Source organism: Streptomyces sp. NPDC107471, assembly GCF_055582845.1.
This window is the reverse complement of record NZ_JBVJPC010000002.1, coordinates 229,088-252,403: the sequence shown is the minus strand read 5'-3', so window position 1 is coordinate 252,403 and position 23,316 is coordinate 229,088. Positions and strand designations below refer to the sequence as shown.

Annotated in this window: 22 protein-coding genes and 1 tRNA gene; 17 read left to right on the top strand and 6 right to left on the bottom strand. The window is 71.4% G+C overall.

All coding sequences use genetic code 11. From position 1 onward, the window contains the following. Positions 1-40: 40 nt before the first annotated feature. Positions 41-985: an NAD(+) diphosphatase gene (gene nudC, locus ACZ66S_RS06065; protein WP_469899993.1), complete on the top strand. Its 945-nt coding sequence runs from the start codon at positions 41-43 to the stop codon at positions 983-985. Between the two features lie 67 nt (positions 986-1,052). Here nudC and ACZ66S_RS06060 read toward each other — a convergent pair whose 3' ends face one another. Continuing rightward, on the bottom strand, positions 1,053-1,295 hold the full coding sequence (locus tag ACZ66S_RS06060; protein ID WP_037719776.1) for a mycoredoxin: 243 nt from the start codon (positions 1,293-1,295) through the stop codon (positions 1,053-1,055). Between the two features lie 101 nt (positions 1,296-1,396). Here ACZ66S_RS06060 and ACZ66S_RS06055 point away from each other — a divergent pair, with 101 nt between their 5' ends. The 5 genes from ACZ66S_RS06055 (at position 1,397) to ACZ66S_RS06035 (ending at position 5,352) form a co-directional block, all read left to right on the top strand. Continuing rightward, positions 1,397-3,676, top strand: a complete 2,280-nt coding sequence (locus ACZ66S_RS06055) for an ATP-dependent DNA helicase UvrD2 (protein WP_469899991.1) — start codon at positions 1,397-1,399, stop codon at positions 3,674-3,676. Positions 3,677-3,887: 211 nt separating this feature from the next. Beyond that, complete coding sequence (locus tag ACZ66S_RS06050) at positions 3,888-4,169, top strand: hypothetical protein (RefSeq protein WP_469900863.1); 282 nt, start codon at positions 3,888-3,890, stop codon at positions 4,167-4,169. A 175-nt stretch (positions 4,170-4,344) separates the two neighbouring features. Then, a complete protein-coding gene (locus ACZ66S_RS06045) occupies positions 4,345-4,713 on the top strand; it encodes a WhiB family transcriptional regulator (RefSeq protein WP_020119791.1) in 369 nt (122 codons plus the stop codon). Continuing rightward, positions 4,710-5,033, top strand: coding sequence for a hypothetical protein (locus tag ACZ66S_RS06040; protein ID WP_469899989.1), 324 nt, complete (start codon positions 4,710-4,712; stop codon positions 5,031-5,033). Before ACZ66S_RS06045 ends, ACZ66S_RS06040 begins: the two co-directional genes overlap by 4 nt. Positions 5,034-5,136: 103 nt before the next feature. Beyond that, a complete protein-coding gene (locus tag ACZ66S_RS06035) occupies positions 5,137-5,352 on the top strand; it encodes a hypothetical protein (RefSeq protein WP_469899988.1) in 216 nt (71 codons plus the stop codon). Between the two features lie 11 nt (positions 5,353-5,363). On the opposite strand, the gene ACZ66S_RS06030 is transcribed toward ACZ66S_RS06035, so the two are convergent. Next, on the bottom strand, positions 5,364-6,734 hold the full coding sequence (locus ACZ66S_RS06030) for an ABC1 kinase family protein (RefSeq protein ID WP_469899987.1): 1,371 nt from the start codon (positions 6,732-6,734) through the stop codon (positions 5,364-5,366). Beyond that, positions 6,727-7,944 (bottom strand): TOMM precursor leader peptide-binding protein, encoded by a 1,218-nt coding sequence (locus ACZ66S_RS06025; protein WP_469900862.1) that lies wholly within the window; start codon positions 7,942-7,944, stop codon positions 6,727-6,729. The genes ACZ66S_RS06030 and ACZ66S_RS06025 overlap by 8 nt, the downstream gene beginning before the upstream one ends. A 259-nt stretch (positions 7,945-8,203) precedes the next feature. On the opposite strand from ACZ66S_RS06025, the gene ACZ66S_RS06020 reads away from it, so the two are divergent. The 4 genes from ACZ66S_RS06020 (at position 8,204) to ACZ66S_RS06005 (ending at position 11,935) form a co-directional block, all read left to right on the top strand. Beyond that, on the top strand, positions 8,204-8,800 hold the full coding sequence (locus ACZ66S_RS06020) for a M48 metallopeptidase family protein (protein ID WP_469899986.1): 597 nt from the start codon (positions 8,204-8,206) through the stop codon (positions 8,798-8,800). Positions 8,801-8,915: 115 nt separating this feature from the next. Continuing rightward, on the top strand, positions 8,916-10,496 hold the full coding sequence (locus ACZ66S_RS06015) for a TerD family protein (RefSeq protein ID WP_469899984.1): 1,581 nt from the start codon (positions 8,916-8,918) through the stop codon (positions 10,494-10,496). Positions 10,497-10,500: 4 nt separating this feature from the next. Then, complete coding sequence (locus tag ACZ66S_RS06010; RefSeq protein WP_352390275.1) at positions 10,501-11,178, top strand: AIM24 family protein; 678 nt, start codon at positions 10,501-10,503, stop codon at positions 11,176-11,178. A gap of 19 nt (positions 11,179-11,197) precedes the next feature. Further along, positions 11,198-11,935 carry an AIM24 family protein gene (locus tag ACZ66S_RS06005; protein WP_383556311.1) on the top strand — a complete coding sequence of 246 codons (738 nt, stop codon included), beginning with the start codon at positions 11,198-11,200 and terminating at the stop codon, positions 11,933-11,935. Between the two features lie 157 nt (positions 11,936-12,092). Here ACZ66S_RS06005 and ACZ66S_RS06000 read toward each other — a convergent pair whose 3' ends face one another. Next, positions 12,093-12,614, bottom strand: a complete 522-nt coding sequence (locus tag ACZ66S_RS06000) for an NUDIX hydrolase (RefSeq protein WP_469899983.1) — start codon at positions 12,612-12,614, stop codon at positions 12,093-12,095. Beyond that, positions 12,611-14,035 (bottom strand): zinc-dependent metalloprotease, encoded by a 1,425-nt coding sequence (locus ACZ66S_RS05995; protein WP_469899981.1) that lies wholly within the window; start codon positions 14,033-14,035, stop codon positions 12,611-12,613. The genes ACZ66S_RS06000 and ACZ66S_RS05995 overlap by 4 nt, the downstream gene beginning before the upstream one ends. A 192-nt stretch (positions 14,036-14,227) precedes the next feature. Here ACZ66S_RS05995 and ACZ66S_RS05990 point away from each other — a divergent pair, with 192 nt between their 5' ends. From ACZ66S_RS05990 to ACZ66S_RS05975, 4 genes are all read left to right on the top strand, one after another. After that, positions 14,228-15,343 (top strand): SDR family oxidoreductase, encoded by a 1,116-nt coding sequence (locus tag ACZ66S_RS05990; protein ID WP_469899980.1) that lies wholly within the window; start codon positions 14,228-14,230, stop codon positions 15,341-15,343. Positions 15,344-15,506: 163 nt separating this feature from the next. Next, entirely contained in the window at positions 15,507-15,968 is a 462-nt protein-coding gene (locus ACZ66S_RS05985; RefSeq protein ID WP_469899978.1) for a molybdenum cofactor biosynthesis protein MoaE, read from the top strand. A gap of 123 nt (positions 15,969-16,091) precedes the next feature. Continuing rightward, positions 16,092-16,256, top strand: a complete 165-nt coding sequence (locus ACZ66S_RS05980) for a hypothetical protein (protein ID WP_162951013.1) — start codon at positions 16,092-16,094, stop codon at positions 16,254-16,256. Positions 16,257-16,354: 98 nt separating this feature from the next. Then, complete coding sequence (locus ACZ66S_RS05975; protein ID WP_469899977.1) at positions 16,355-17,449, top strand: YlbL family protein; 1,095 nt, start codon at positions 16,355-16,357, stop codon at positions 17,447-17,449. 9 nt (positions 17,450-17,458) lie between these two features. Here the strand turns inward: ACZ66S_RS05975 and ACZ66S_RS05970 are convergent, their stop codons facing one another. After that, on the bottom strand, positions 17,459-18,001 hold the full coding sequence (locus ACZ66S_RS05970) for a PPA1309 family protein (RefSeq protein ID WP_469899975.1): 543 nt from the start codon (positions 17,999-18,001) through the stop codon (positions 17,459-17,461). Between the two features lie 143 nt (positions 18,002-18,144). Between ACZ66S_RS05970 and ACZ66S_RS05965 the strand changes: the two genes are divergently transcribed. The 3 genes from ACZ66S_RS05965 (at position 18,145) to ACZ66S_RS05955 (ending at position 23,276) form a co-directional block, all read left to right on the top strand. After that, positions 18,145-21,132: a UPF0182 family membrane protein gene (locus ACZ66S_RS05965; protein WP_469899973.1), complete on the top strand. Its 2,988-nt coding sequence runs from the start codon at positions 18,145-18,147 to the stop codon at positions 21,130-21,132. A 55-nt stretch (positions 21,133-21,187) separates the two neighbouring features. Further along, positions 21,188-21,261: transfer RNA gene (locus ACZ66S_RS05960), tRNA-Met, on the top strand. A 206-nt stretch (positions 21,262-21,467) separates the two neighbouring features. Beyond that, positions 21,468-23,276 (top strand): tetratricopeptide repeat protein, encoded by a 1,809-nt coding sequence (locus ACZ66S_RS05955; RefSeq protein ID WP_469899971.1) that lies wholly within the window; start codon positions 21,468-21,470, stop codon positions 23,274-23,276. Positions 23,277-23,316: the final 40 nt, after the last annotated feature.

The window sequence follows — 23,316 nt, the reverse complement described above, 5'->3', positions numbered from 1 at the left end:
CCGAAACAATCCGTTGCACCCGGGGGAGTTGGAAGCACCCGTGACCACCTGGACCGACCACACCGCCGACCGTCCTGTCTCGCTCACCGCCCCCAGCGGCATCGACCGCGCCGCGCACCACCGGCTCGACGAGGCCTGGCTCGCGGCGGCGTGGAGCCACCCCACCACCCGCTGCTTCGTGGTCTCCGGCGGCCAGGTCCTCATAGACGAGACGGCGGACGGCCGCACCGAACTCGTCATGACGCCGTCCTTCGAGGCCCCGCTCACCGAGGCGCACCGCTACTTCCTCGGCATCGACGAGGACGGCGTCCGCTACTTCGCCCTCCAGAAGGACGCCCTGCCGGGCCGCATCGACCAGTCCGCGCGGCCCGCCGGTCTGCGCGAGGCCGGCCTGCTGCTGTCCGCGCGCGACGCGGGTCTGATGGTGCACGCGGTCGGCCTGGAGAACTGGCAGCGCACCCACCGTTTCTGCTCCCGCTGCGGCGAGCGCACCGTCATCGCCGCGGCCGGCCACATCCGCCGCTGCCCCGCCTGCGGCGCCGAGCACTACCCGCGCACCGACCCGGCCGTGATCATGGCCGTCACCGACGACGAGGACCGCATCCTGCTCGGCCGCCAGGTGCACTGGCCGGAGGGCCGCTTCTCGACCCTGGCCGGCTTCGTCGAGCCGGGCGAGTCCATCGAGCAGTCGGTGCGGCGCGAGGTGTTCGAGGAAGCCGGCATCACCGTCGGCCCGGTCGAGTACGTCGCCAGCCAGCCCTGGCCGTTCCCCTCCAGCCTCATGCTCGGTTTCATGGCCCGCGCCACCTCCACCGACATCAACGTCGACGGCGACGAGATCCACGAGGCCCGCTGGTTCTCCCGCGACGACCTCCAGGCCGCCTTCGAGTCGGGCGAGGTCCTGCCGCCGTACGGCATCTCGATCGCGGCCCGGCTGATCGAGCTCTGGTACGGCAAGCCGCTGCCGACGAGGAGCTTCGTCTGAGAGGACGGCAACACCAGAAAGGGCGGTTCCCGAGCAAGCTCGGGAACCGCCCTTTCGGCTGCGCTGCTTACGCGCTGATCTTCTGCTTCACCTGCGCCAGCGACGGGTTCGTCAGCGTCGAACCGTCGGCGAAGAGCACGGTCGGCACGGTCTGGTTCCCGCCGTTCGCCTTCTCCACGAAGGCGGCGGACGCCGGGTCCTGCTCGATGTTGATCTCGGTGTACGCGATGCCCTCGCGGTCCAACTGCTTCTTCAGCCGCTGGCAGTAACCGCACCAGGTGGTGCTGTACATCGTCACAGTGCCCTGCATGTCTCGCGCGCTCCTTCGGTGGCTCCGGGGAAGAGGTCATCCGTTGAGGGAACGTATGCGACCGGGTCGCCATTCCCGCACCGGGGGTGCCCGGCCAGGTGATGCCTGCCGCATTAGTACGACTGCGGCTGCCTGCCTGTGGACAACCGGCTCGTCCGCCTCCGCCGACCTGGCAGCATGGCGGTGTGACAGCAGCAACGCACTCCACGCTCTTCCCGCGCACACCGGACTCGGCCGACGCGGTGCTGGAAGGGCTCGACCCCGAGCAGCGCGAGGTGGCCACCGCCCTGCACGGACCGGTGTGCGTGCTGGCGGGCGCCGGCACCGGCAAGACCCGGGCGATCACCCACCGCATCGCCTACGGCGTGCGGGCCGGCATCCTCCAGCCCTCCAGCGTGCTCGCCGTCACCTTCACCAACCGCGCCGCCGGGGAGATGCGCGGACGGCTGCGCCAGCTCGGCGCCACGGGCGTCCAGGCACGCACCTTCCACTCTGCGGCCCTGCGCCAGCTCCAGTACTTCTGGCCGAAAGCGGTCGGCGGCTCCATGCCCCGGCTCGTCGACCGCAAGATCCAGCTCGTCGCCGACGCGGCCGCCGCCTGCCGCATCCGTCTCGACCGGGGCGAGCTGCGGGACGTCACCGGCGAGATCGAGTGGTCCAAGGTCACCCAGACCGTCCCCTCCGACTATGCCCTCGCAGCCGCGAAGGCCGGCCGGGAGACCCCCCGCGCCGCGGCGGAGATCGCCCAGCTCTACGCCGCCTACGAAGACCTCAAGCGCGACCGGGCCGTCATCGACTTCGAGGACGTCCTGCTGCTGACCGTGGCCATCCTCCAGGACCGGCACGACATCGCCGAGCAGGTGCGTTCCCAGTACCAGCACTTCGTCGTCGACGAGTACCAGGACGTCAGCCCCCTCCAGCAGCGCCTGCTGGAACTGTGGCTCGGGCGGCGCGACAGCCTGTGCGTCGTGGGCGACGCCAGCCAGACGATCTATTCGTTCACCGGCGCAACTCCCGACCATCTGCTCGACTTCCGCACCCGCCACCCCGGGGCCACCGTCGTCAAGCTGGTCCGCGACTACCGCTCCACCCCCCAGGTCGTCCATCTCGCCAACGGCCTGCTCGCCCAGGCCCGCGGCCGTGCCGCCGACCACCGGCTGGAACTGATCTCCCAGCGCCGGCCCGGCCCCGAGCCCGTCTACACCGAGTACACCGACGAGCCCGCCGAGGCCGAGGGCGCCGCCCGTCGCATCCGGGACCTCATGGCCGCGGGCGTCCGGGCCAGCGAGATCGCCATCCTGTTCCGCACCAACTCCCAGTCCGAGACCTACGAACAGGCCCTCGCCGACGCCGGGGTGCCCTACCAGCTCCGCGGTGCCGAGCGGTTCTTCGACCGACCCGAGGTGCGCAGGGCCATCGTGAACCTCCGGGGCGCGGCCCGCTTCGGCGGCAACGACTCCCAGTTGGACGACGCCGTCGACCTGCCCTCCCAGGTGCGTGCCGTCCTGTCCGGCGAGGGCTGGACCACGGAGCCGCCGGCCGGCTCCGGGGCCGTCAGGGAGCGCTGGGAATCACTGGCCGCCCTGGTGAACCTCGCGCAGGACTTCGCCGCCGCCCGCCCCGGCGTCACCCTCAACGACCTGGTGGCCGAGCTCGACGAGCGGGCCGGTGCCCAGCACGCCCCGACCGTCGAGGGCGTCACCCTCGCCTCCCTGCACTCGGCCAAGGGCCTGGAGTGGGACGCGGTGTTCCTGGTCGGGGTCGCCGAGGGCATGATGCCGATCACGTACGCCAAGACCGACGAGCAGATCGAGGAGGAGCGCCGGCTCCTCTATGTCGGCGTCACCCGAGCCCGCGAGCGCCTCCACGTCTCCTGGTCGCTCTCCCGCTCGCCCGGCGGTCGGCCCAACCGTCGGCCCAGCCGCTTCCTCGACGGGCTGCGCCCCGGCTCCATCGCCACCGCGGGGCGCACCGCGGGCGGCGGCCCCGGGGGCGTGGAGCGCGGTTTCACCAGCGCCGTCGGCGTCACGCCCCGACGCACTCAGCGCACCCCGGCGCGCTGCCGGGTGTGCGGGCGCACGCTCACCGACGCGGGCGAGCTCAAGCTCATGCGGTGCGAGGACTGCCCCTCCGACATGGACGAGGGGCTCTACGAGCGGCTGCGCGACTGGCGTGCCGTACAGGCGCAGCGCAGCGGCCAGCCGGCCTTCTGCGTCTTCACGGACAAGACCTTGATGGCGATCGCCGAGGCCGTGCCCGACGACGAGCACGAGCTGGCGCGGATCCCGGGCGTCGGCCGGCGCAAGCTCAACCGCTACGGAGCGGATGTGCTGACCATCTGCGCAGGCCAGGAGGTCACGGAGGAAGAGGACGACGACTGATTCCAACTCGTCGAAAAAATAGTTTGCGCATGCCCCGGCAATCCCCATAGGTTCTTAGCCACGGGGACGGAGGCCTTCTCGGAGGCCCCGATTCCGTGTTCTACTTGCATTTCCGTCGGACAGCGGCTCGCGCCGCCGTCCCCAGAGACGCCGAGAGGAGGCGATTGAAGTGATCAGCATCAACAGCCGCAAGGCCATCAGCACCGCCAAAATGACCGATCTCTCGGTCGTCTCCACGTGCATGCTCGGCGTTTCGAACCTGGGCACCGGTCTGTCCGGCATTCTTGCCGTCCGTCCGGCGTCCTCCGTGTCTCTCGCGGCCCTTCCGGTCCGTGAGCGCAATGAGCGACCGACCAAGGCACTGGAAGCAGTAGTGGCACAGGCGCACGCCTATGCCTTTGCGGCGGCCGGTGCCGGATTCCGGAAGCAGACGACGCAGCACCACCAGATGTGGGCCTTCCGTGGGCCAGAACCCTGGAGTGATCCAGCCTGATCGCCGATCAGGCCGGCGCCTTCAGGGCCGCGGAACCCCATCCGGGATCCGCGGCCCTTCTGTTTTCCCCGAACGGGGAGAGCGGAGCGAAGGGGCCTCGGGACAAGAAAAGAACCCGGTACCAAGCGACCACCGGTCCCACAGGGCCGGACCGAACAGACGAGGAAGACGAACCGTGCAACTCGAAGCGCACGCCCCGTCCGTACCGCCTTCCGAAACGATCCCCCCGCCCGGCCTCACGGAGGACTCCACCTTGATCCCGCTCACCGCGCTCACCGCGCTCGACGACGCCATCGAGAACCTCGGCGTACCCGTCCCCTGCCGTTCCTACGACCCGGAGGTCTTCTTCGCCGAGTCGCCGGCCGACGTCGAGTACGCCAAGTCCCTCTGCCGCACCTGCCCGCTGATGGAGGCCTGCCTCGCCGGCGCCAAGGAGCGGCGTGAGCCCTGGGGCGTCTGGGGTGGAGAGCTGTTCGTCCAGGGTGTCGTCGTCGCCCGGAAGCGGCCGCGTGGTCGCCCGCGCAAGAACCCGGTCACAGCATGAACACCGCAGGAACGATCGACCGCCCCCTCACGAACGACCCCACGAAGCAGGCCCCGATGAAGCCGTCCACCAGCGAGCCCGCCGGCTCCGCGATCCCAGACTTCACCACCACCGACGCGAACGACTCGCGTCAGAACAGGACCCGAGAGATGCAACTCATCCCAGAAGCCCTGGCTCGCGCGCATATGCGCGACCGGCTGCACGAGGCCGAGCAGGAACGCCGGGCGATCCGCCTGGCCACCGCCCGCCGGATGCAGCGCCGGGCCGAGCGCGCCTCCCTGCGTGCTCGCCGTGCGCTCGCCATGGCCGTCATGCAGTAACACGACCCGGTAGTTCCCCACGGGGGTCGGTCCGTCCGAACGGACCGGCCCCCGCGGTGCGTTGTACGCGCCGAACCGTCGGAGACGGAGTTATCGTCGGCGGGTGACGAGCCCTTCCGCACACGACGGAGACGACGGCGGCGACGGCGACGGCGAGCCTGAGCCCCTCGTGTGCGCCCGGTGCGGCACCCGGGCCGAGGGCTCACAGCCCACCTGGACCTGCTCCGTGGAGAACGGCGTCCGGCAGTACTTCTGCGACAGGTGCGCCCGGGAGAACCTCAGGGCCATCGAGGGGCGGCTCGACTCCTCCTGGTGGTAGGCCGGTCCGGCTCACGCCTCCGCGGCCGCCTCCGGCTCGTCCCCCTCGTCCTCCGGCAGGAACCCCGGCAGCCAGTCCTCCAGCTCCTCGCGCAGCCGGACCGTCGCACCCAGTTGGCACAGGACACCGATCGTGCTCAGGGTGACCCGGTGGATCAGCAGGTACGCCGGGGGCAGATTGAGCTGTTTGCCCAATTGATGGGCGGGGGAGCGGGGATCGGCGATCCGGGCCGCCTGACTGCGCATCCAGCCCCGGGTGAAGGTGAACTCCTCGACCTCGGCCGGCTCGATGATCGGCAGGAGGTAGTCGAGGACCGCGTCCGGGTCCAGCTCTATGGACTCCTTCACGAAGCCCTCCGTGCAGAGCAGTTCGTAGACCGCCTCCGCCTCGCCGTCCAGCGTCATCCGCAGGCAGGTGCCGATGGTCTCCGGCAGACCGCCCGAGAGGCGGTCGACCGTGCCGAAGTCCAGGACGCCCAGGCGCCAGTCGTCCTCGCCTTCGGGGCCGCCCGGCAGAAGCCGGAAGTTGCCCGGGTGCGGGTCGGCGTGCAGCAGGCCGGTGCGGGCCGGACCGGAGAAGAGGAACCGGGCCAGGAGCTGCCCGGCGCGGTCACGCTGCTCCTGCGTGCCGTCCGAGATCACCTCCGACAGGGGGACGCCCTCGATCCACTCGGTGATCAGGACCTGGTCGCTCTGGTGGACCACGGCCGGCACCACGACGTCCGGATCGTCCGCGAACTCCTCCGCGTGGGCCTGCTGGGCCTGCGTCTCCAGGCCGTAGTCGAGCTCCTCCGAGACCCGGTCGCGCAGCTCGGCGATGAGGGGCTTGATGTCGATGCCGGGAATCAGCGGCCCCAACAGGCGGGCGAAACGGCCCAGTTGGTTCAGGTCGGACAGCAGGGCCTCGCCCGCCCCCGGGTACTGGACCTTGACCGCCACCTCGCGCCCGTCGTGCCAGACGGCCCGGTGGACCTGGCCGATCGACGCCGCCGCGGAGGGCTTGTCGTCGAACTCGGCGAACAACTCCTGCCAGTCCTCGCCCAGCCGCTCCTCGAGCACCGCGTGCACGGTGCGGGTCGGCATCGGAGGCGCCGCCTCCTGGAGCTTGGTCAGGGCGGCGCGGTAGGGGCCCGCGACCTCCTCGGGGAGCGCCGACTCGAAGACGGACAGGGCCTGGCCGAACTTCATGGCCCCGCCCTTGAGCTCCCCGAGCACCTTGAACAACTGGTCCGCGGTGCGCTGTTGCAGCTCGCGGCCGACGATCTCCGCGGACTCGCCCACGATCCGCTTGCCGAGTCCCCAGGTGGCCCGCCCGGCGAAGCCGAGCGGGAGCGCGGCGAGCTTGGCGGTCCGGGTGACCGCCTTCCGGGGAAGATCAGACATGCGCCCTCCAGGTCCCAGCCGGCCGTGGCGCGGTTGCCTTGCGGCACAACTCCTCCGACGACCGTTGCTCCGTCATTGTCTCGTGCGAAGCCTCCTCCTTGGAGGTGTGTTCTCCCTTACCTTTCTCCGCGGCCCCGCACGGACATGCGGGATGCGCCGGGATCGGCCGAGCGTGCCAGGTCAGACCGGGCAGCGAGACCTCCCAGCGGGCGCCCGCGCTGGACGGGACGCGGCCGTCGAGGAAGGCGAGCGCGTGCGCGGCCGCGAGCCCGGCGACCGTCGTGGCCAGGGTCAGGTCACAGGGGCGGGCCGGAAGCCGTCGGCTGCCCGAACGCCACTGGGCCACCAGCCGGGGCCAGGCCGGGTCACGGTCGGTCCGCGCTTCGTGCAGACAGCCGGCGCAGCCCGTCTCGCCCGGCAGGACGAGCGGGCCGACCACTCCTGTGGCCTCGACCACACCGGCGTACAGGTGAGGTGTGCCGGACCGGACGAGGGGCTCACCGGCGGCCGGGGCGGGCGCGTGGACGTCGACGTCGTCCCGCGGGGCGAGCACGACGAGGGAGAACCCCGGATCGTCCGCCACCACCGAGGCCCGGGAGCCGTGGCGCGGCGGGCGTCCCGGAGCCGCCGCGGACACGGCCCGGCGCGCGGCGGTGTCCCTGCGGTCGCCGACGGAGGCGGCGGGGAGCCCGCCCGGAGCAACGTCCCCCGGCTCGACCCGGCCGCCGTCCCGTACGTCGACCTCCCCGACACCGGCACCCGAGAGCAGTGCGGCCAGTGCCGCGCCCACCCGGCCCGCCCCTCTGACCTGCACGCGCAGTGAGCGGCGGGCCGCCAGGAGCCGCATCGCGTCACCCGGCTCCGAGGTGGTCAGCGAGAGGGACGCCAGATCGGGCGCCAGCCGCTCGAGGACGTCCTTCCTCTCCCGCAGCGCGTCCGCGGCCGGCCCGCCGCCGCGCGCGTCGTCGACGAGCCCGGCCCGCGCAAGCCGCCCCACCAGTGTGTCGACATGGCCGTCGGGCAGGTCCATGCGGCGTCCCTCCTCCCGCAGCAGCGCGAGACCGCGCGTGCCGTTGAGCAGGTCGAGGAAGCTGCCCGTCGCCGTGTCGACCGGGCCCAGCGTCAGCGCGTGCGCCGGGGTCATCCCGAACTGCACGGTGTTGAGGTCGCGCCAACCGCGCCGGAGCGCGGGCTTCATGCGCGGAACCATGGTGTGCTCGAGCGGAACCACTGCTTGCATGACAGGCCCCCGTAGCCCTCGTAGAACGTCCCCGTCCGCCCTCGTGGCCCGCGACGGTCGGTCGCGGTCGAGGCGGCGCTGCCAGCATGCCCGGAGCCGGTGGACGGGTGCCGAAAGTTGTCCACAGGTGGGGGCCATTCGTCGTACAAATCAGACGCATGGTGGGCGATCGAAACCGAACCGTCCCGGAGTCGGGACTTCCCCCGTGTGCAGCGGGTAACGTCGGGGCGTGCCCGCCGACCCACTGCACAGCGCCGGAACGCCACAGCGCAGCACGACGAGCCAGCCGCCGAGCGGCTCGGGGGCGAGCGCGATCGAGGTGCGCAGGAGCAGCCGTCGACGCCGGACGGTCTCCGCGTACCGCGAGGGCGATCGCACCGTCGTGCTCATCCCTGCCCGGATGTCCGAGGCGGAGGAGCAGCGCTGGGTGACCGTCATGCTCGCCAAGCTGGCCGCCCAGGAGAGCAAGCGGGTCCTCGGCGACACCGAGCTCGCCGAGCGCGCCCGGCGGCTCTCGGACCAGTACTTCGACGGCCGGGCGCGGCCCGCCTCGGTCCGCTGGGTCACCAACCAGAACACCCGCTGGGGTTCGTGCACCCCGTCCGAGGGCAGCATCCGGCTCTCGCACCGGCTCCAGGGCATGCCGGAGTACGTCGTCGACTACGTCCTGCTCCATGAGCTCGCGCATCTGCTCGTGCCCGGTCACGGGCCCCGTTTCTGGCGGTTGCTGGAGGCCTACCCGCGCACCGAGCGGGCCAAGGGCTATCTCGAAGGCGTGGTCGCCGCCGACCGGTTGCCGCACCTCCCGGGCGTCCGCGGGGAGTGACCGATGACCCGAACGGGTTTTTGTACCGGATCTGTACCGACCTCCGCCGGTGTCCGAGTTTGCCGTTAGCCTGTCGCGACGCACTCGCATTCGGGATGGGGGACGGTCGTTACGCATGGCCAGGGAATTCCAACGCGGCCACAAGGCCAAGATCAGTGACCTGACCGCGGGCACGGACCTGTACGTAGGCGTACAGATCTCCGGCCCCGGACTGACCTTCGACATCAGTTGCTTCGGCCTCGACGCCGAGGAACGGCTCTCGGACGACCGGTACTTCATCTTCTTCAACCAGCCGAAGTCCCCTGAGGACTCCATCCAGCTCCTGGGCGCGCAGTCGGGCGACACGGAGTCCTTCCGGGTCACGCTCGACCGGATTCCGTCGCAGATCCAGAAGCTGTCCTTCACGGCGACGCTCGACGGCGACGGCCAGATGTCGCAGATCGCCCCCGGCTACGTCCGGATCGTCGCCGGTGGCGAGGAAGTGGCCCGGTACTCGTTCGACGGCAGCGAGTTCTCCACCGAGCGGGCCGTGATGCTGGGCGACCTCTACCTGAAGGACGTCTGGCGGTTCGCCGCGGTCGGCCAGGGCTTCGACGGCGGCCTGGAGGCGCTGCTGAAGAACTTCGGCGGCGAGGTCGCCGAGGAGGAGCCCGAGGCCGCGCCCCAGCAGGCCGCCGTGCCCGCGCAGTCCCAGGCACCGGCCTTCGCCCCGCCCCCGCAGACCGCCGCGCCGGCCCCTTCGTTCGGCGCGCCGCCGGCCCCCGCCGCCGCCCCGTCCGTCCACACCGCGCCGACGGTCGCCGCGCCCGCGCCCGCCGCGCCGACGAGCCCCCAGATGTTCACTCCTCCGGGGCAGACCCCGGCTCCGCCCGGAGCGCCTCCGGCGGGCCAGTACGCGCCGCCCGGGGCACCCGCGGGCCAGTTCACACCTCCGGGCGCCGTCCCCGGCCAGTTCGCGCCCCCCGGTGCGCCGGGAGCCTTCCCGGGCCAGGCGCAGCCCTTCGGCGGCGGCACCCAGCTCGCCCCCGTGCCGCCCGAGGCCAACGTCCGGGTCGTCCTGACGAAGTACGCGGAGGCGCCCGTCGGCGACCGCTGGACGGAGCAGAACGCCAACCTGGTGCGGGCCACCCTCACCAAGGACGCGCCCATCCTCGCCAAGCAGGGCAGCATGGTCGCCTACCAGGGCGACATCGACTTCGCCCACAAGGGCTCCGGCCTGCTCGGCAAGCTCACCGGGGCGCTCACCGGCCAGGGCATGTCCCTGATGCGCTGCACCGGCAACGGCGAGGTGTTCCTCGCCGACGAGGCCAGCCGTGTCTTCGTGATCCGCCTCCAGGGCGAGCAGCTCTACACCAGCGCGCAGGGCGTGCTGGCCTTCGACGAGACCCTGGACACCGAGGTCCGCCGCATCGAGGGCGCGGGACTGCCCGGCGGGGGTTTCTTCAGCATGCTCTTCTCCGGCACCGGCGCGGTCGTCGTCAAGACACGCGGCGTGCCCGTCGTCCTGCCCGTCGGCGCGGCCACCTATGTCGACGGCAACGCCGTCATCGCCTGGTCCGCCGGTGCGCAGGCGGTCACCACGACCTCGCTCAGGCTGCGCCGCTCCGGGTACGCCCGGCAGACCACCGAGGCCGTGAACCTCCAGTTCCGCGGCGCCCCCGGCAACTTCGTCGTCGTACAGCCCTTCGAGGTGTGAGGCCATGGACTCCCAGACTCTGAGTGCGCACCGCGCCGCCGCGACCGGCGTCCGCATGAGTGTGCACAGCTCCAAGACGCTCAAGGTCACCATGGTCACCGGGCAGGACCTGATCGCCAAGGCCGGCTCGATGATCGCCTACGACGGCTATGTGCAGTTCGACGGGGCGCCCGCGAGCCTGCGCCGCTCGGCGGAGGAGATGGTCAGCGGCGAGGGCGGCCGGCTGATGCTGGCCCGCGGCGACGGCGACCTGTACCTCGCCGACTACGGCGGTGACATCCTCGTCCTGCACCTCAACGGCGAGGCGCTCTCCGTCAACGGCGCCACCCTGCTGGCCTGCGACGCCTCGCTGGAACTGGCCATCGAACCGGTCAAGGGACTCGCGAAGCTCTCCGGCTCCGGCCTGACCAACCTCGTCATCAAGGGCACCGGCTGGGTCGCCCTGGTCAGCCGGGGCATCCCGATGGCCCTGGACTGCGCCGAGCGCGAGACGTACGTCGACCCGGACGCGCTCGTCGCCTGGACGACCGGCCTGGAGATGAAGGCCCGCCGCACCATCAAGGCGAGTGCCCTCATCGGCCGCGGCAGCGGCGAGGCCTTCCAGATCGGCTTCAAGGGGCAGGGCTTCGTGGTCGTCCAGCCGAGCGAGGACACCGGCGACCGATTCAAGATCCGGGGCTGAGGGGAGCACCAGGCACATCATGCACAGCACACTCTTCGCACACGTCCCGGTCGAGTCGACCGGGCGCTACACGCTGCAGAACCCGCAGCTCCTGAAGACCGACGTCACCCAGGGCAGCAGCCCCGTCCTCGCCCGGCAGGGCGCCATGGTGGCCTTCGAGGGGCAGGTCGAGTTCGACAGCCAGTACCGCAACCGGAGCTGGCGCAACGTCGAGCGGATGACCGGTGAGGGCCTCGACCTCATGCGCTGCAAGGGCAACGGCATCGTCTACCTGGCCAACCTCGCCCAGCACCTGCACGTCATGGAGGTCGGCCGCGGCATCACCGTCGACAGCTCGTACATCCTCGCCTTCGACGGCTCCCTCGGGGTCGGCATCGTCGCCGTGGACAGTGCCGTCGAGGTGGCCGCAGCGGGTGCCTACAACCTGGAGCTGTCCGGCTCCGGGCAGGTCGTGCTGATGACCTCGGGCGAGCCGCTGGTGCTGGAGGTCGGCCCGGACAAGAACGTCTGCGTCGACTCCGACGCCGTCATCGCCTGGTCCACGTCCCTGCGCACCCAGCTCCAGGCGCCCACCTCGACCTCCGGCGTCTGGCGCCGCCGGGGCACCACCGGCGAGGGCTGGGAGATGCACTTCGGCGGAACCGGCCATGTCCTGGTCCAGCCCAGCGAGCTGCTGCCGCCGCAGGGCATGCGCAACGGCGGGGTGCTCGGCCAGTTCGGCATGCGCGGCAACTCCCTCGGAGGCAGCAACAGCTAGTCAGCACGTGTAAGGGGCGCCCGCCATTGCCGGGCGCCCCTTACACATGCGCCCGCCATAGCCGGGCGCCGTTACACATGCGCCCGCCACGACAGGACGCCCGTTACACCTGCGCCTTGCCGAGCCGGCGTCCCCTGACCATGCGCCGAGAAGACGTTCAAAGCCTCGCGCGCGTCGCTTCCAGCAGGCGTACGACCGATTCGTCCGCCACGTCCGCGACCTCGTCGTAGGCGAACCACCGCACGTCCAGCGACTCGTCGCTGATCGCCTCCACGGCGCCGGACGGGGCGAGCGCCGCGTACTGGACGTCGAAGTGGCAGTGGCACGGCGGCGGGATCGGATGCCGGTCCAGGCGCACCGGGCCGCCCGGCAGCAGCGTCAGGCCCGCGATGCCGGACTCCTCCGTCGCCTCGCGCAGGGCCGCCGCCGCCAGGGAGAGGTCGGCCGGCTCGCAGTGGCCGCCCATCTGCAGCCACATGCCCAGCTTCTTGTGCAGGGTCAGCAGGGCCCGGCCGCGCTCCGGGTCGACGACCAGGGCACTCGCCGTGAGGTGGCCCTCCTCGCAGGCCTTCCACATGCCGTCCGGGTGGGCCGCCAGATGGTCCAGGTAGGCCTGCCGAAGGTCCGCCTGGTCCTCGTACCCCTTGAGGACCAGGACGGCGTCGTCATGGAGGCTCACTCGGTGTCGTCGTCCTTCTTCAGGTCGGGCTTGCCGCCGGAGCCGTCGGCGGCCTCGCCGAGCATCTTGTCCAGCTCGGAGAAGTCGAGCTGCTCGCGGTGCACGAAGCCGTCCGGGTCGTCCAGGTCGGACGCGGTCGGCAGCATGTCCGGGTGGGCCCACAGGCCGTCCCGGCCGTCGACACCGCGCGCGTCCGTGAGCGAGGCCCACAGCCGGGAGGCGTCCCGCAGGCGGCGCGGGCGCAGCTCCAGGCCGATCAGCGTGGCGAAGGTCTGCTCGGCCGGGCCGCCTGAGGCACGCCGGCGGCGCAGGGTCTCGCGCAGCGCGTCCGCGGACGACAGACGGGGCTTGGCGGCCGCGTGGACCACCGCGTCCACCCAGCCCTCCACGAGCGCCAGAGCCGTCTCCAGACGGGCCAGGGCGGCCTTCTGCTCCGGGGTGTCCTCCGGCTGGAACATGCCCTGCTGCAGGGCGTCCTGGAGCTGCTCGGGGTTCTGCGGGTCGAACTGGCCGACTACGTCCTCCAGCTTGGCGGTGTCGACCTTGATCCCGCGCGCGTACCCGTCGACCGCGCCGTACAGGTGCGAGCGCAGCCACGGCACGTGCGCGAAGAGGCGCTGGTGGGCGGCCTCGCGCAGGGCGAGGTACAGCCGCACCTCGTCCTTGGGCACGCCCAGGTCCTTGCCGAAGGCCTCGATGTTCGCCGGCAGCAGCGCGGCCTTGCCGGCCGGGCCCAGCGGCAGGCCGATGTCGGTGGAGCCGACGACCTCGCCCGCGAGCACGCCGACGGCCTGCCCGATCTGGGTGCCGAACATGGCGCCGCCCATCGAGCGCATCATGCCGATCAGCGGGCCCGCCATGGCCTGCATCTCCTCCGGCAGGACGTCGCCCATGGCGGTGCCGACCCGCTCGGCGACCGGGTCGACGAGTTCCTTCCACGCGGGCAGGGTCGCCTCGACCCACTCCGCGCGGGACCACGCCACCGCGGAGCCCGCCCCGGACGGCAGCGACGTCGCGTCGTCGAGCCACAGGTCCGCCAGGCGTACGGCCTCCTCGACCGCGGTGCGCTCGGCGGGGCCGATGCTCGCGTCCTTGGTGCCGTCCGCGGTCCCCTGGGAGACCGTCTGGCGGGCGATCTGCTTGGCCATGTCCCAGTTCACCGGGCCGCCCTCGTAGGAGAGCATCTGGCCGAGCTGCTGGAAGGCGGCGCCCAGGTCGGTGGGGTTCAGGGAACCGAACATGGCTGCGAGCGGATTGTCCGCACCGGGGCCGCCAAAGCCTCCGGCTCCGGGCAGACCGCCGAAACCGAACGGGTTGGCCGGTCCCTGACCACCACCGCTCTGCTGGTCCTTCTTCTTGCCCTCGTCGCCGTCGTCCGGCTCCTCCGGCGGAAGGCCGAATCCGAATGGGGTGTCACTCACGGGATTCCTCGGCTGGTAAGGCCACCGGTTGCCTCCGGCGGCGCGGCTGCCCGATAACACCCCCCAGCGTAGACACCGACGGCCGTCGGGGCCTCGGTGCTCCGCCGACTCTCCGCCTGCGGCAGGATGGATGCCACCTGGTACGTACGCGTCACTCGCGTTCCTACTGAAGACAACCGCTGGAGACGCCCGGTGAGTTCCCCTGATCCGCAGGTTCGCGCAGCGCGAAACCAGTCAACCAATCCCGCCGCGCGCGGGCCAGTCGTCGCGGTCACCGGTGCCGCGTCCGGCGTCGGAGCGCTGCTCACCGAGCGGCTCGCCGCCTCGGAGGAGATCAAGCAGGTCATCGCGCTGGACGAGCGGCGCGGCGAGTGCGCGGCGGCGCAGTGGCACATCCTGGACGTGCGGGACCCGGCCATCGCGGAGAAGCTGCGCGGGGCCGACGTCGTGGTGCACCTGGCGCTCGACCTCGACCTGGAGACCGACCCCGCGGCGCGTACGGCCTACAACGTGCGCGGGACGCAGACCGTACTGACCGCCGCCGCGGCCGCGGGCGTCCACCGGGTCGTGCTGTGCACCTCCGCGATGGTCTACGGGGCCCTGCCGGACAACGAGCTGCCGCTGTCGGAGGACGCCGAGCTGCGGGCCACCGCGGAGGCGACCGGGGTCGGGGACCTGCTGGAGGTCGAGCGGCTCGCGCGGCGGGCGCCCCGCGCGCACCCCGGGCTCAATGTCACCGTCGTACGCCCCGCCGTGCTGGTCGGGGGCGGTACCGACACCGCCCTGACCCGGTACTTCGAGTCGCCGCGGCTGCTGGTCGTGGCCGGGTCCCGGCCCGCCTGGCAGTTCTGCCACGTCGAGGACCTCTGCAGCGCTCTGGAGCACGCCGTCCTGGAGAAGGTCGACGGGGAGCTCGCCGTCGGGTGCGACGGGTGGCTGGAGCAGGAGGAGATCGAGGAGCTCAGCGGGATCCGCCGGATGGAGCTGCCGTCGGCGGTCGCGCTGGGAGCGGCGGCCCGGCTGCACCGGATCGGTCTGACGCCGTCCCCCGCGGGGGACCTGGCGTACACGATGTACCCCTGGGTGGTGAGCGGGAGCCGGCTGCACGACGCGGGGTGGCGGCCGCGGTGGACCAACGAGGAGGTCCTCGCGGAGCTGCTGGAGGAGGTCGCCGGACGGCACACGGTCGCCGGGCGGCGGCTGGGCCGCAAGGACGCGACGGCGGCGGGCGCGGCCGGGGCGACGGTCGCTCTGCTGGGTGCGGCTGCCGTTGTGCGGCGGGCCAGGAAGGCTCGCCGGAGGATCTGAGGGGGCGCGGGCGGTCGGCGGCCGCGGGATCGTCGTGGCTGTTCGCGCGGTTCCCCGCGCCCCTTTGGGCGCGTACATCTGGACGAGCCTCCAAACGTGCACACGCGTGTGCCGGGTGATCGAGCTATTCCCCGTGGTCGCGGGCGTGCGGCACGATGGAGGCATGGCACCCACTCATGACCACCCCGGCGAGCGGTCCGCCGACGAGCCCATCAAGCTGCTCGGCATCCGCGACACGCCGCTCTCCCTCGACGAGGTCTTCCGTGCCGTCGGGGACGACGCGGCCGGGGGGACCGCCCTGTTCGTAGGGACCGTCAGGAACCACGACGGCGGCGCCGACGTCGACAGGCTCGGGTACTCGTGCCACCCCAGCGCCGAGGCCGAGATGCGCAGGGTCGCCGAGAAGGTCGTCGCCGAGTTCCCGGTGCGGGCCCTGGCCGCCGTGCACCGCGTGGGGGACCTCGGGGTCGGGGACCTCGCCGTCGTCGTCGCCGTCTCCTGCCCGCACCGGGGCGAGGCCTTCGAGGCCTGCCGGAAACTGATCGACGATCTCAAGCACGAGGTGCCGATCTGGAAGCACCAGACGTTTTCTGACGGTACGGAGGAATGGGTCGGCGCCTGCTGAACCCTTCCTTCACCCCTCCGGTTGCGTAACCGCACCCCTGGCGTGAGCGTTGTCACTGCGGATGGTTAATCTGCTGATCAGTCAGTTCGCTGCGGTGGCTCAGTGTGGGGTCGGGAGGTCGGCATGGGGGCGCTCGTCTGGTTGTTGATTCCGTTGTTGGCCGCTGTGGTCGCGGGACTGTGGGGCAGTTGGGCCAACCGGACCCGGAAGGCGCGCAGCGACGGCCCCGAGCTCGACGGATACGCCCGTTTCCGCGCCGCGATGGAGAAGTCGCACTCCGGCACCTGACGTCCGGCGACTCCGGCACCCGGCGTCCGGCACCTGACGCCCGCGTGACGGCGGCGCCCTGACGAAGGTCTGACAGAAGCGTCCCGTACTGTCGTGCCATGCCACGCCGCACCGCGACGATGCTCGCCTCGACCCTGATGCTGATCGCGCTCCTCTGCGCGGGAGTCTTCATCAACGTGCCCTACGCCGAGATGTCTCCGGGCCCCACGGTGAACACCCTCGGGGACCACGGCGGCGAGCCGGTGCTGCAGATCTCCGGTCGCAAGACGTATCCGACGAGCGGTCACCTGAACATGACCACCGTCCGGGTCACCAGCGCCGACTTCAGGATGAACCTCGTCGAGGCCGTGTACGGCTGGCTCGCGCACGACAGCAAGATCGTGCCGCACGACACGCTCTACCCGGACGGCAAGACCGAGGAGCAGTCGACCCAGGAGAACGCCGAGGAGTTCAGCCAGTCCCAGGAGAGCGCCAAGGTGGCCGCGCTGAAGGAACTGGACGTCCCGGTGCAGTCCTGGGTGATCGTCTCGACGGTCGTCAAGGACTCCCCGTCCGAGGGCAGGCTCCACGCCGGTGACGTGATCAAGGCCGTCGACGGCACGGCGGTGAAGGCGCCCGGCGACGTCGCCAAGCTGGTGACCAAGCACAAGCCCGGCGAGGACGTCGTGTTCACGATCGTGCCCGCGAAGGAGCAGGCCGCCGCCGAGAAGGCGCACCGCACGGCCACGAAGACCGAGAAGGTCACGATCACCACCAGGGCGTCCGACGACGAGGGCGAGAAGCGCGCCATCGTCGGGATCGCCGCCGGGACCGACCACACCTTCCCGTTCACCATCGACATCAAGCTCGCCGACGTCGGCGGCCCGAGCGCCGGTCTGATGTTCGCGCTCGGCATCTACGACAAGCTCACCCCCGGCAGCCTGACCGGCGGCAAGTTCGTCGCCGGCACCGGGACGATCGACGACGACGGCAAGGTCGGCCCGATCGGCGGCATCGAGATGAAGACGGTCGGCGCCCGCGACAAGGGCGCCCAGTACTTCCTGACGCCCGCCGACAACTGCGCGGCCGCCGCCAAGGACACCCCGAGCGGGCTCACCCTGGTCAAGGTGAACACCATCCAGGACGCCCTCGGCGCGCTCAAGGACCTCCGCGCGGGCAGGACGTCCGACCTGCCCAAGTGCACCGAGGGATAGCCGCGGCGGCTACTCCGCGAACGTCGCCGACAGCGCCTGCGCCAGACCCGGCACCAGGTCACCGCCCGTGAGGACCTCGGTGGGGGAGTCCTTCTCCCGCAGCCGCAGGGCCGAGTCGCGGCGGCCGTCGCGCAGGACCGCGACCGTCATGCGGACCTCCTGGCGGTCCGGGTGCCCGGCGACCCACTTCGCCAGCTTGGCCTCGCTCAGCCCCTGCGGGACGGACGCCTCGGCGGACGGCGGCAGCATCAGACGCTCCACGGTGAGCGCGCAGCCCACGACCGCGTCGGGCCAGGCGATGGTGCCGAGGAACTCGTCGAGCGGCTTGCCCGCGGGGATCTCCTCCTGCTCGATGGGGGTGAAGCCGGAGGACTCCTGCTCCGCCTGCAGACCGAGCTGGCTCGCGAGAGCGGGTTCCTGGGCGCGCAGCCGGGCGGTGTCGACGAGGGCGAAGAGGCGGGCGGGCTGGTCCCAGCCGAGGCCGGAGGCGTACTCGTCGATCTCGAGCACGGCCCGGGTGAGCGGGTTCGCCGCCATGGGGGTGTTGGACATGGTCACAATCCTGCCTCGTTCGTCACCTGAATCGGGAACCGAGTAAACGGTGAGTAAGTTGCATAGGTGTGGGCCCGCGATCACGGGGGGCCACCCAGGGCCCGCGAACACGAGGGTCTGACGGATCGACAGCGAACTTCGAGGTGCGCACCTTGGCTTTCCAGATGCCGGACCGCGGCGGAGGCCCGACGGGGCCGCGGATGAGAGTGGGCCGCCCGTCCCGGCGTGCCAGGACCCTGCTCATGACGCTGGGCGTCCTTGCCGTCCTCGGCATGGCGTTCACCATGTTCGCGGGCTTCTGGACGGACTGGCTCTGGTACCGCTCGGTGAACTACTCGTCCGTGTTCACCACCACCCTGTGGACCAAGATCGGGCTGTTCTTCGTCTTCGGCCTGCTGATGGCCCTCGCGGTCGGCTTCAACATCTGGCTGGCCCACCGGCTGCGCCCGCCGCTGAGCGCGATGTCGATGGAGCAGCAGAACCTCGACCGCTACCGGATGGGCATCGCGCCGTACAAGAAGTGGCTGCTGCTCGGGATCGTCTCCCTGGTGGGCCTGATCGCCGGCGCCTCCGCCTCCAGCCAGTGGCGGACCTGGCTGATGTGGGTCAACGGCGTCTCCTTCGGTCAGAAGGACCCGCAGTTCCACCTCGACATCTCCTTCTACACCTTCGACCTGCCCTGGTACCGGTTCCTGCTCGGCTTCGGCTTCGCCGCCGCGATCCTCTCGGTGATCGCCGCCGCGCTCACCCACTACCTGTACGGCGGTCTGCGGATCACCTCCCCGGGCGCGCGGGCCACGGCCGCCGCGACCGGGCACCTGTCGGTGCTGCTCGGCGTCTTCGTCGCCCTGAAGGCCGTCGCGTACTGGCTCGACCGGTACGGCCTGGCGGTCAAGTCCAGCGACTTCAAGGCCACCGATAGCTGGACCGGCCTCAGGTACGTCGACGCGAACGCCTACCTGCCCGCCAAGACGATCCTGTTCTGCATCGCCGTCATCTGCGCGCTGCTGTTCTTCGCCACCCTGTGGCGGCGCACCTGGCAGCTCCCCGTGATCGGCTTCGGCCTGATGGTGCTCTCGGCGATCCTCATCGGCGGGCTCTACCCCGCGATCGTCCAGAAGTTCCAGGTCCAGCCGAACGAACAGGCCAAGGAAGCGCCGTACGTCGAGAAGAACCTCAAGGCGACGCGTGAGGCCTACGGCATCGACGACGCCTCGGTGACCGAGTACGACGGCAAGTCCACCACCACGGACAAGACCAAGCTGCGCGACGACGTCGACGCCACGGCCAGCATCCGGGTCGTGGACCCCAACGTCGTCTCGCCGACGTTCCAGCAGCTCCAGCAGATGCGGAACTACTACGCCTTCCCGACCAACCTGGATGTCGACCGCTACAGCAAGGACGGCAAGGACCAGGACACGGTCATCGGGCTGCGCGAGCTGAACCTCGCCGGCATCCCGAAGAACAACTGGATCAACGACCACTTCCGCTACACCCACGGGTACGGCGTGGTCGCCGCCAAGGGCACCGAGGCCGACGCCGAGGGCCGCCCGGTCTTCACCGAGTCCAACCTGCCCTCCCAGGGCGACCTCGGGACGTACCAGCAGCGCGTCTACTACGGCGAGAAGACCACCACCTACTCGATCGTCGGCGGTCCCCAGAAGGAGATCGACTACTCCGACGACTCCGGTGAGAAGACCTACAGCTACGAGGCCAAGAGCGGGGTCAACCTCGCCAACCCGGTCAACCGGGCCGCGTACGCGGTGGCGTTCAGCGAGCCGCAGATCCTCTACTCCGGAGCGATCGGCGAGGGCTCGCGGATCCTGTACAACCGCACGCCCAAGCAGCGTGTCGAGGCGGTCGCCCCCTGGCTGACCATCGACGGCGACGCCTACCCGGCGGTGGTGAACGGCAAGATCCAGTGGATCGTCGACGCGTACACGACGACCAACGGCTACCCGTACTCCTCGCGCACGACCCTCGGCGACACCACGGCCGACTCGCTGACCGCGACGAACAACCAGCGTGCGGTGGTGGCCCAGCAGAACCAGGTCAACTACATCCGCAACTCGGTGAAGGCGACCGTCGACGCGTACACCGGCGAGGTCAAGCTCTACCAGTGGGACACCAAGGACCCGGTCCTCAAGACCTGGATGAAGGCGTTCCCGGGCACGGTCGAGTCGAAGAAGGACATCTCCACCGACCTGATGGCCCATCTGCGGTACCCGCAGGACCTGTTCAAGGTCCAGCGTGAGCTGCTGGCGCGCTACCACGTCGAGGACGCGGACACCTTCCTCAGCGGCAGCGAGGTGTGGCAGGTGCCGGACGACCCGACCAACAAGTCGGGCGACGCGGTGCCGCCGTACTACCTGAGCATGAAGATGCCCGACCAGAAGGCGCAGGCGTTCTCGCTCACGACGACGTTCACGCCCAACGGCCGGGACAACCTCAGCGCGTTCATGTCGGTCGACGCCGAGGCGGGCACCAGCGACTACGGCAAGATCAGAATCCTGAAACTGCCGACCAACACCACGGTCAACGGGCCCAAACAGGTGCAGAGCCAGTTCAACTCCGAACAGGACATCGCCGAGACCATCAGCCTCCTCAACAGAGGCGACTCCAACGTGGAGTACGGCAACCTCCTGACGGTGCCGCTCGACGGCGGACTGCTCTACGTCGAGCCGGTCTACGTGCGCGGTGGTGGACTCAAGTACCCGCTGCTGCGGAAGGTGTTGGTGACCTACGGCGGCAACACCGCCTTCGAGGACACCCTGGACGAGGCGCTCAACAAGGTGTTCGGAGCGAGCGGTTCGACCACCGAGCCACCGGACGACGACGGCGGGACGACCACCAAGCCGCCGCCGGCCTCCAGCAACCCGACGGTCCAACAGGCGCTGGACGACGCCCAGAAGGCCTTCGAGGCCGGCCAGGAAGCCCTGAAGAAGGGCGACTGGGAGGCGTACGGCAGGGCCCAGGCGGACCTGGAGGACGCGCTCAAGCGCGCCGAGGACGCGCAGTCCGCGGCGGACAAGGGCAGCGGCAGCAGTGCCAAGCCCAGTGCCAAGCCCAGTGCCACGCCGAGCGCCGGGAACAGCCCCAGCAGCAGTCCGAGCAGTAGCCCCGGCGGCTGATCAGCCGCTGGTCGAACGCCCACCCCCGCGCCGTGATACGGTTGCGACACAACGGCGCGGGGTGGAGCAGCTCGGTAGCTCGCTGGGCTCATAACCCAGAGGTCGCAGGTTCAAATCCTGTCCCCGCTACTGGAATCGAAGGCCCGGATCCTTTTCAGGATCCGGGCCTTCGTGATGTGCGAACGCATGTGCCGGGATACCGACGGCCGCGCCGCCGGGGGCAGTTGGGGGGAACTGTGTTTCACTTGTCGTTCTGTGGGCATGTCGACAAAACGCTGAAGTGACCTCACTGGCTGCGGTATACCAGGTGTACCCAGGTTGCAGGTGGTGCGACGATGGACGTTATGGGGGACAAGGCAACTCTGTTCGAGACAGGGCGTTTTGTGCAACCTTCCGGGCGGGACGGGGCCGGGGAGGCGACTGACGACGCCGCCGAGGAGGTCCGGCAGCGCCTGGCCGCCGAAGCCGGTGACGTCGAGGCGATGAGCGTCCTCGGCGCCCTCCTGCTGCGCCGCGGCGATCTCGACGGAGCCGAGCCCCATCTGCGTGCCGCCACCGCCGCCGGCGACCGGGCCGCAGCCAACAACCTCGGCGTCCTGCTGCACCAGCGCGGATACGCCGACGACGCCGCCGGCTGGTGGCGCATCGCCGCCGTCGCCGGGTCCGCCGCGGCCGCGCACGCGCTCGGCCGCCACCACCGCGAGCGGGGCGACGAGCCCGCCGCCGAGTACTGGCTGCGCCAGTCCGCCGAGCAGGGGCACGCGCTGGGCGCCTACGCGCTCGCCGACCTGCTGGAGCACCGCGGGGACACGGGCGCCGAGCAGTGGATGCGGATCGCCGCCGAGCGGGGCCACCGGGAGGCGGCCTACCGGCTGGCCCGCACACTCGACCGCCGGCTGGGTCCCGAGGGCGACGTGGGCGACGACCACGGCGCCGGGGCCGAGGCCGAGCTGTGGTACCGGCAGGCCGCCGCGCGCGGTCACCGCCGGGCCGCGTTGCATCTCGGGGCGATCCTGGAGCGGCGCGGCGCGCTCAAGGAGGCCGGCCGCTGGTACCTGACGTCCGCGAAGGACGGCGAGGCACGGGCCGCCTGCGCGCTCGGGTTCCTGCTCCGGGACGCCGGTGACACCGAGAGCGCGGCCGTGTGGTGGCTGCGCGCCGCCCAGGACGGCGACGGCAACGCGGCCAACGCACTGGGCGCCCTGCACGCCGAGCGCGGCGAGCCGCAGACCGCCGAGCGCTGGTACCGGGCGGCGATGGACGCCGGCGACGACAACGGCGCGTACAACCTCGGGCTGCTCTGCGCCGAGCAGGGGCGCACCTCCCAGGCCGAGCAGTGGTACCGCCGGGCCGCCTACGCGGGGCACCGGGAGGCGGCCAACGCGCTGGCCATCCTGCTGCTCCAGGGCGGGGACACGGCCGGGGCCGAGCCCTGGTTCTCCAAGGCCGCGGAGGCCGGCAGCGTGGACGCCGCCTTCAATCTCGGCATCCTGTTCGCCGGGCGGGGCGAGGACGCCGTCGCCCTGCGCTGGTACGAGCGGGCCGCCGCCGCCGGGCACACCGAGGCCGCCCTCCAGGTGGGCATCGCCCGGCTCCGGGACGGGGACGAGGCCGGCGCCGAGCGGCACCTGCGGTGCGCCGCGGGCGGCGGCAGCGCGGAGGCCGCGTACCGGCTGGCGACCGTGCTGGACGCCCGGCGGCCACCCGTGCCCGCGCACTCCCTCGGGGAGCCGGTGCACGAGGAGAAGAGCGAGTGCGAGGAGTGGTACGAGCGGGCGGCCACGCAGGGGCACCGCCGGGCCCAGGTGCGGGTGGGCATGCTCGCGGCCGCGCGGGGTGACGTCGTGGAGGCCGCCCGGTGGTACCGGGAGGCCGCGGAGGCGGGCTCCCGCAACGGCGCCTTCAACCTCGGGCTGCTGCTCGCCCGGGAGGGCAGCGAGCCGGAGGCCGCCGTGTGGTGGGCCCGGGCCGCCGACGCGGGGCACGGACGGGCGGCGCTCCGGCTCGCCCTGGTCTACGCGCGTCGTGGGGAGCTGGCCGAGGGGCAGCGGTGGGCCGACCGGGCGGTGGCCCTGGGCCCCGAGGAGGTCTCCGAGCGGGCGGCCCGGCTGCGGGACGCGCTGCGTGAGGAACTGTCGGCGTGACGCCGTGTGAGGGAGGCCTCGGTAAAGCGATTTGCCTCTG

Bases quoted from the DNA above. Each gene is read 5' to 3' on its own strand.
- ACZ66S_RS05975 (WP_469899977.1), top strand. From the start codon at position 16,355: ATGCCACGCCGCACCGCGACGATGCTCGCCTCGACCCTGATGCTGATC.
- ACZ66S_RS06005 (WP_383556311.1), top strand. From the start codon at position 11,198: ATGCACAGCACACTCTTCGCACACGTCCCGGTCGAGTCGACCGGGCGC.
- ACZ66S_RS06025 (WP_469900862.1), bottom strand. From the start codon at position 7,944: ATGGTTCCGCGCATGAAGCCCGCGCTCCGGCGCGGTTGGCGCGACCTC.
- ACZ66S_RS05980 (WP_162951013.1), top strand. From the start codon at position 16,092: ATGGGGGCGCTCGTCTGGTTGTTGATTCCGTTGTTGGCCGCTGTGGTC.
- ACZ66S_RS06040 (WP_469899989.1), top strand. From the start codon at position 4,710: ATGAACACCGCAGGAACGATCGACCGCCCCCTCACGAACGACCCCACG.
- ACZ66S_RS05955 (WP_469899971.1), top strand. From the start codon at position 21,468: ATGGACGTTATGGGGGACAAGGCAACTCTGTTCGAGACAGGGCGTTTT.
- ACZ66S_RS06015 (WP_469899984.1), top strand. From the start codon at position 8,916: ATGGCCAGGGAATTCCAACGCGGCCACAAGGCCAAGATCAGTGACCTG.
- ACZ66S_RS06030 (WP_469899987.1), bottom strand. From the start codon at position 6,734: ATGTCTGATCTTCCCCGGAAGGCGGTCACCCGGACCGCCAAGCTCGCC.
- ACZ66S_RS05970 (WP_469899975.1), bottom strand. From the start codon at position 18,001: ATGTCCAACACCCCCATGGCGGCGAACCCGCTCACCCGGGCCGTGCTC.
- ACZ66S_RS05985 (WP_469899978.1), top strand. From the start codon at position 15,507: ATGGCACCCACTCATGACCACCCCGGCGAGCGGTCCGCCGACGAGCCC.
- ACZ66S_RS06055 (WP_469899991.1), top strand. From the start codon at position 1,397: ATGCCTGCCGCATTAGTACGACTGCGGCTGCCTGCCTGTGGACAACCG.
- ACZ66S_RS06060 (WP_037719776.1), bottom strand. From the start codon at position 1,295: ATGCAGGGCACTGTGACGATGTACAGCACCACCTGGTGCGGTTACTGC.
- ACZ66S_RS06010 (WP_352390275.1), top strand. From the start codon at position 10,501: ATGGACTCCCAGACTCTGAGTGCGCACCGCGCCGCCGCGACCGGCGTC.
- ACZ66S_RS06050 (WP_469900863.1), top strand. From the start codon at position 3,888: ATGACCGATCTCTCGGTCGTCTCCACGTGCATGCTCGGCGTTTCGAAC.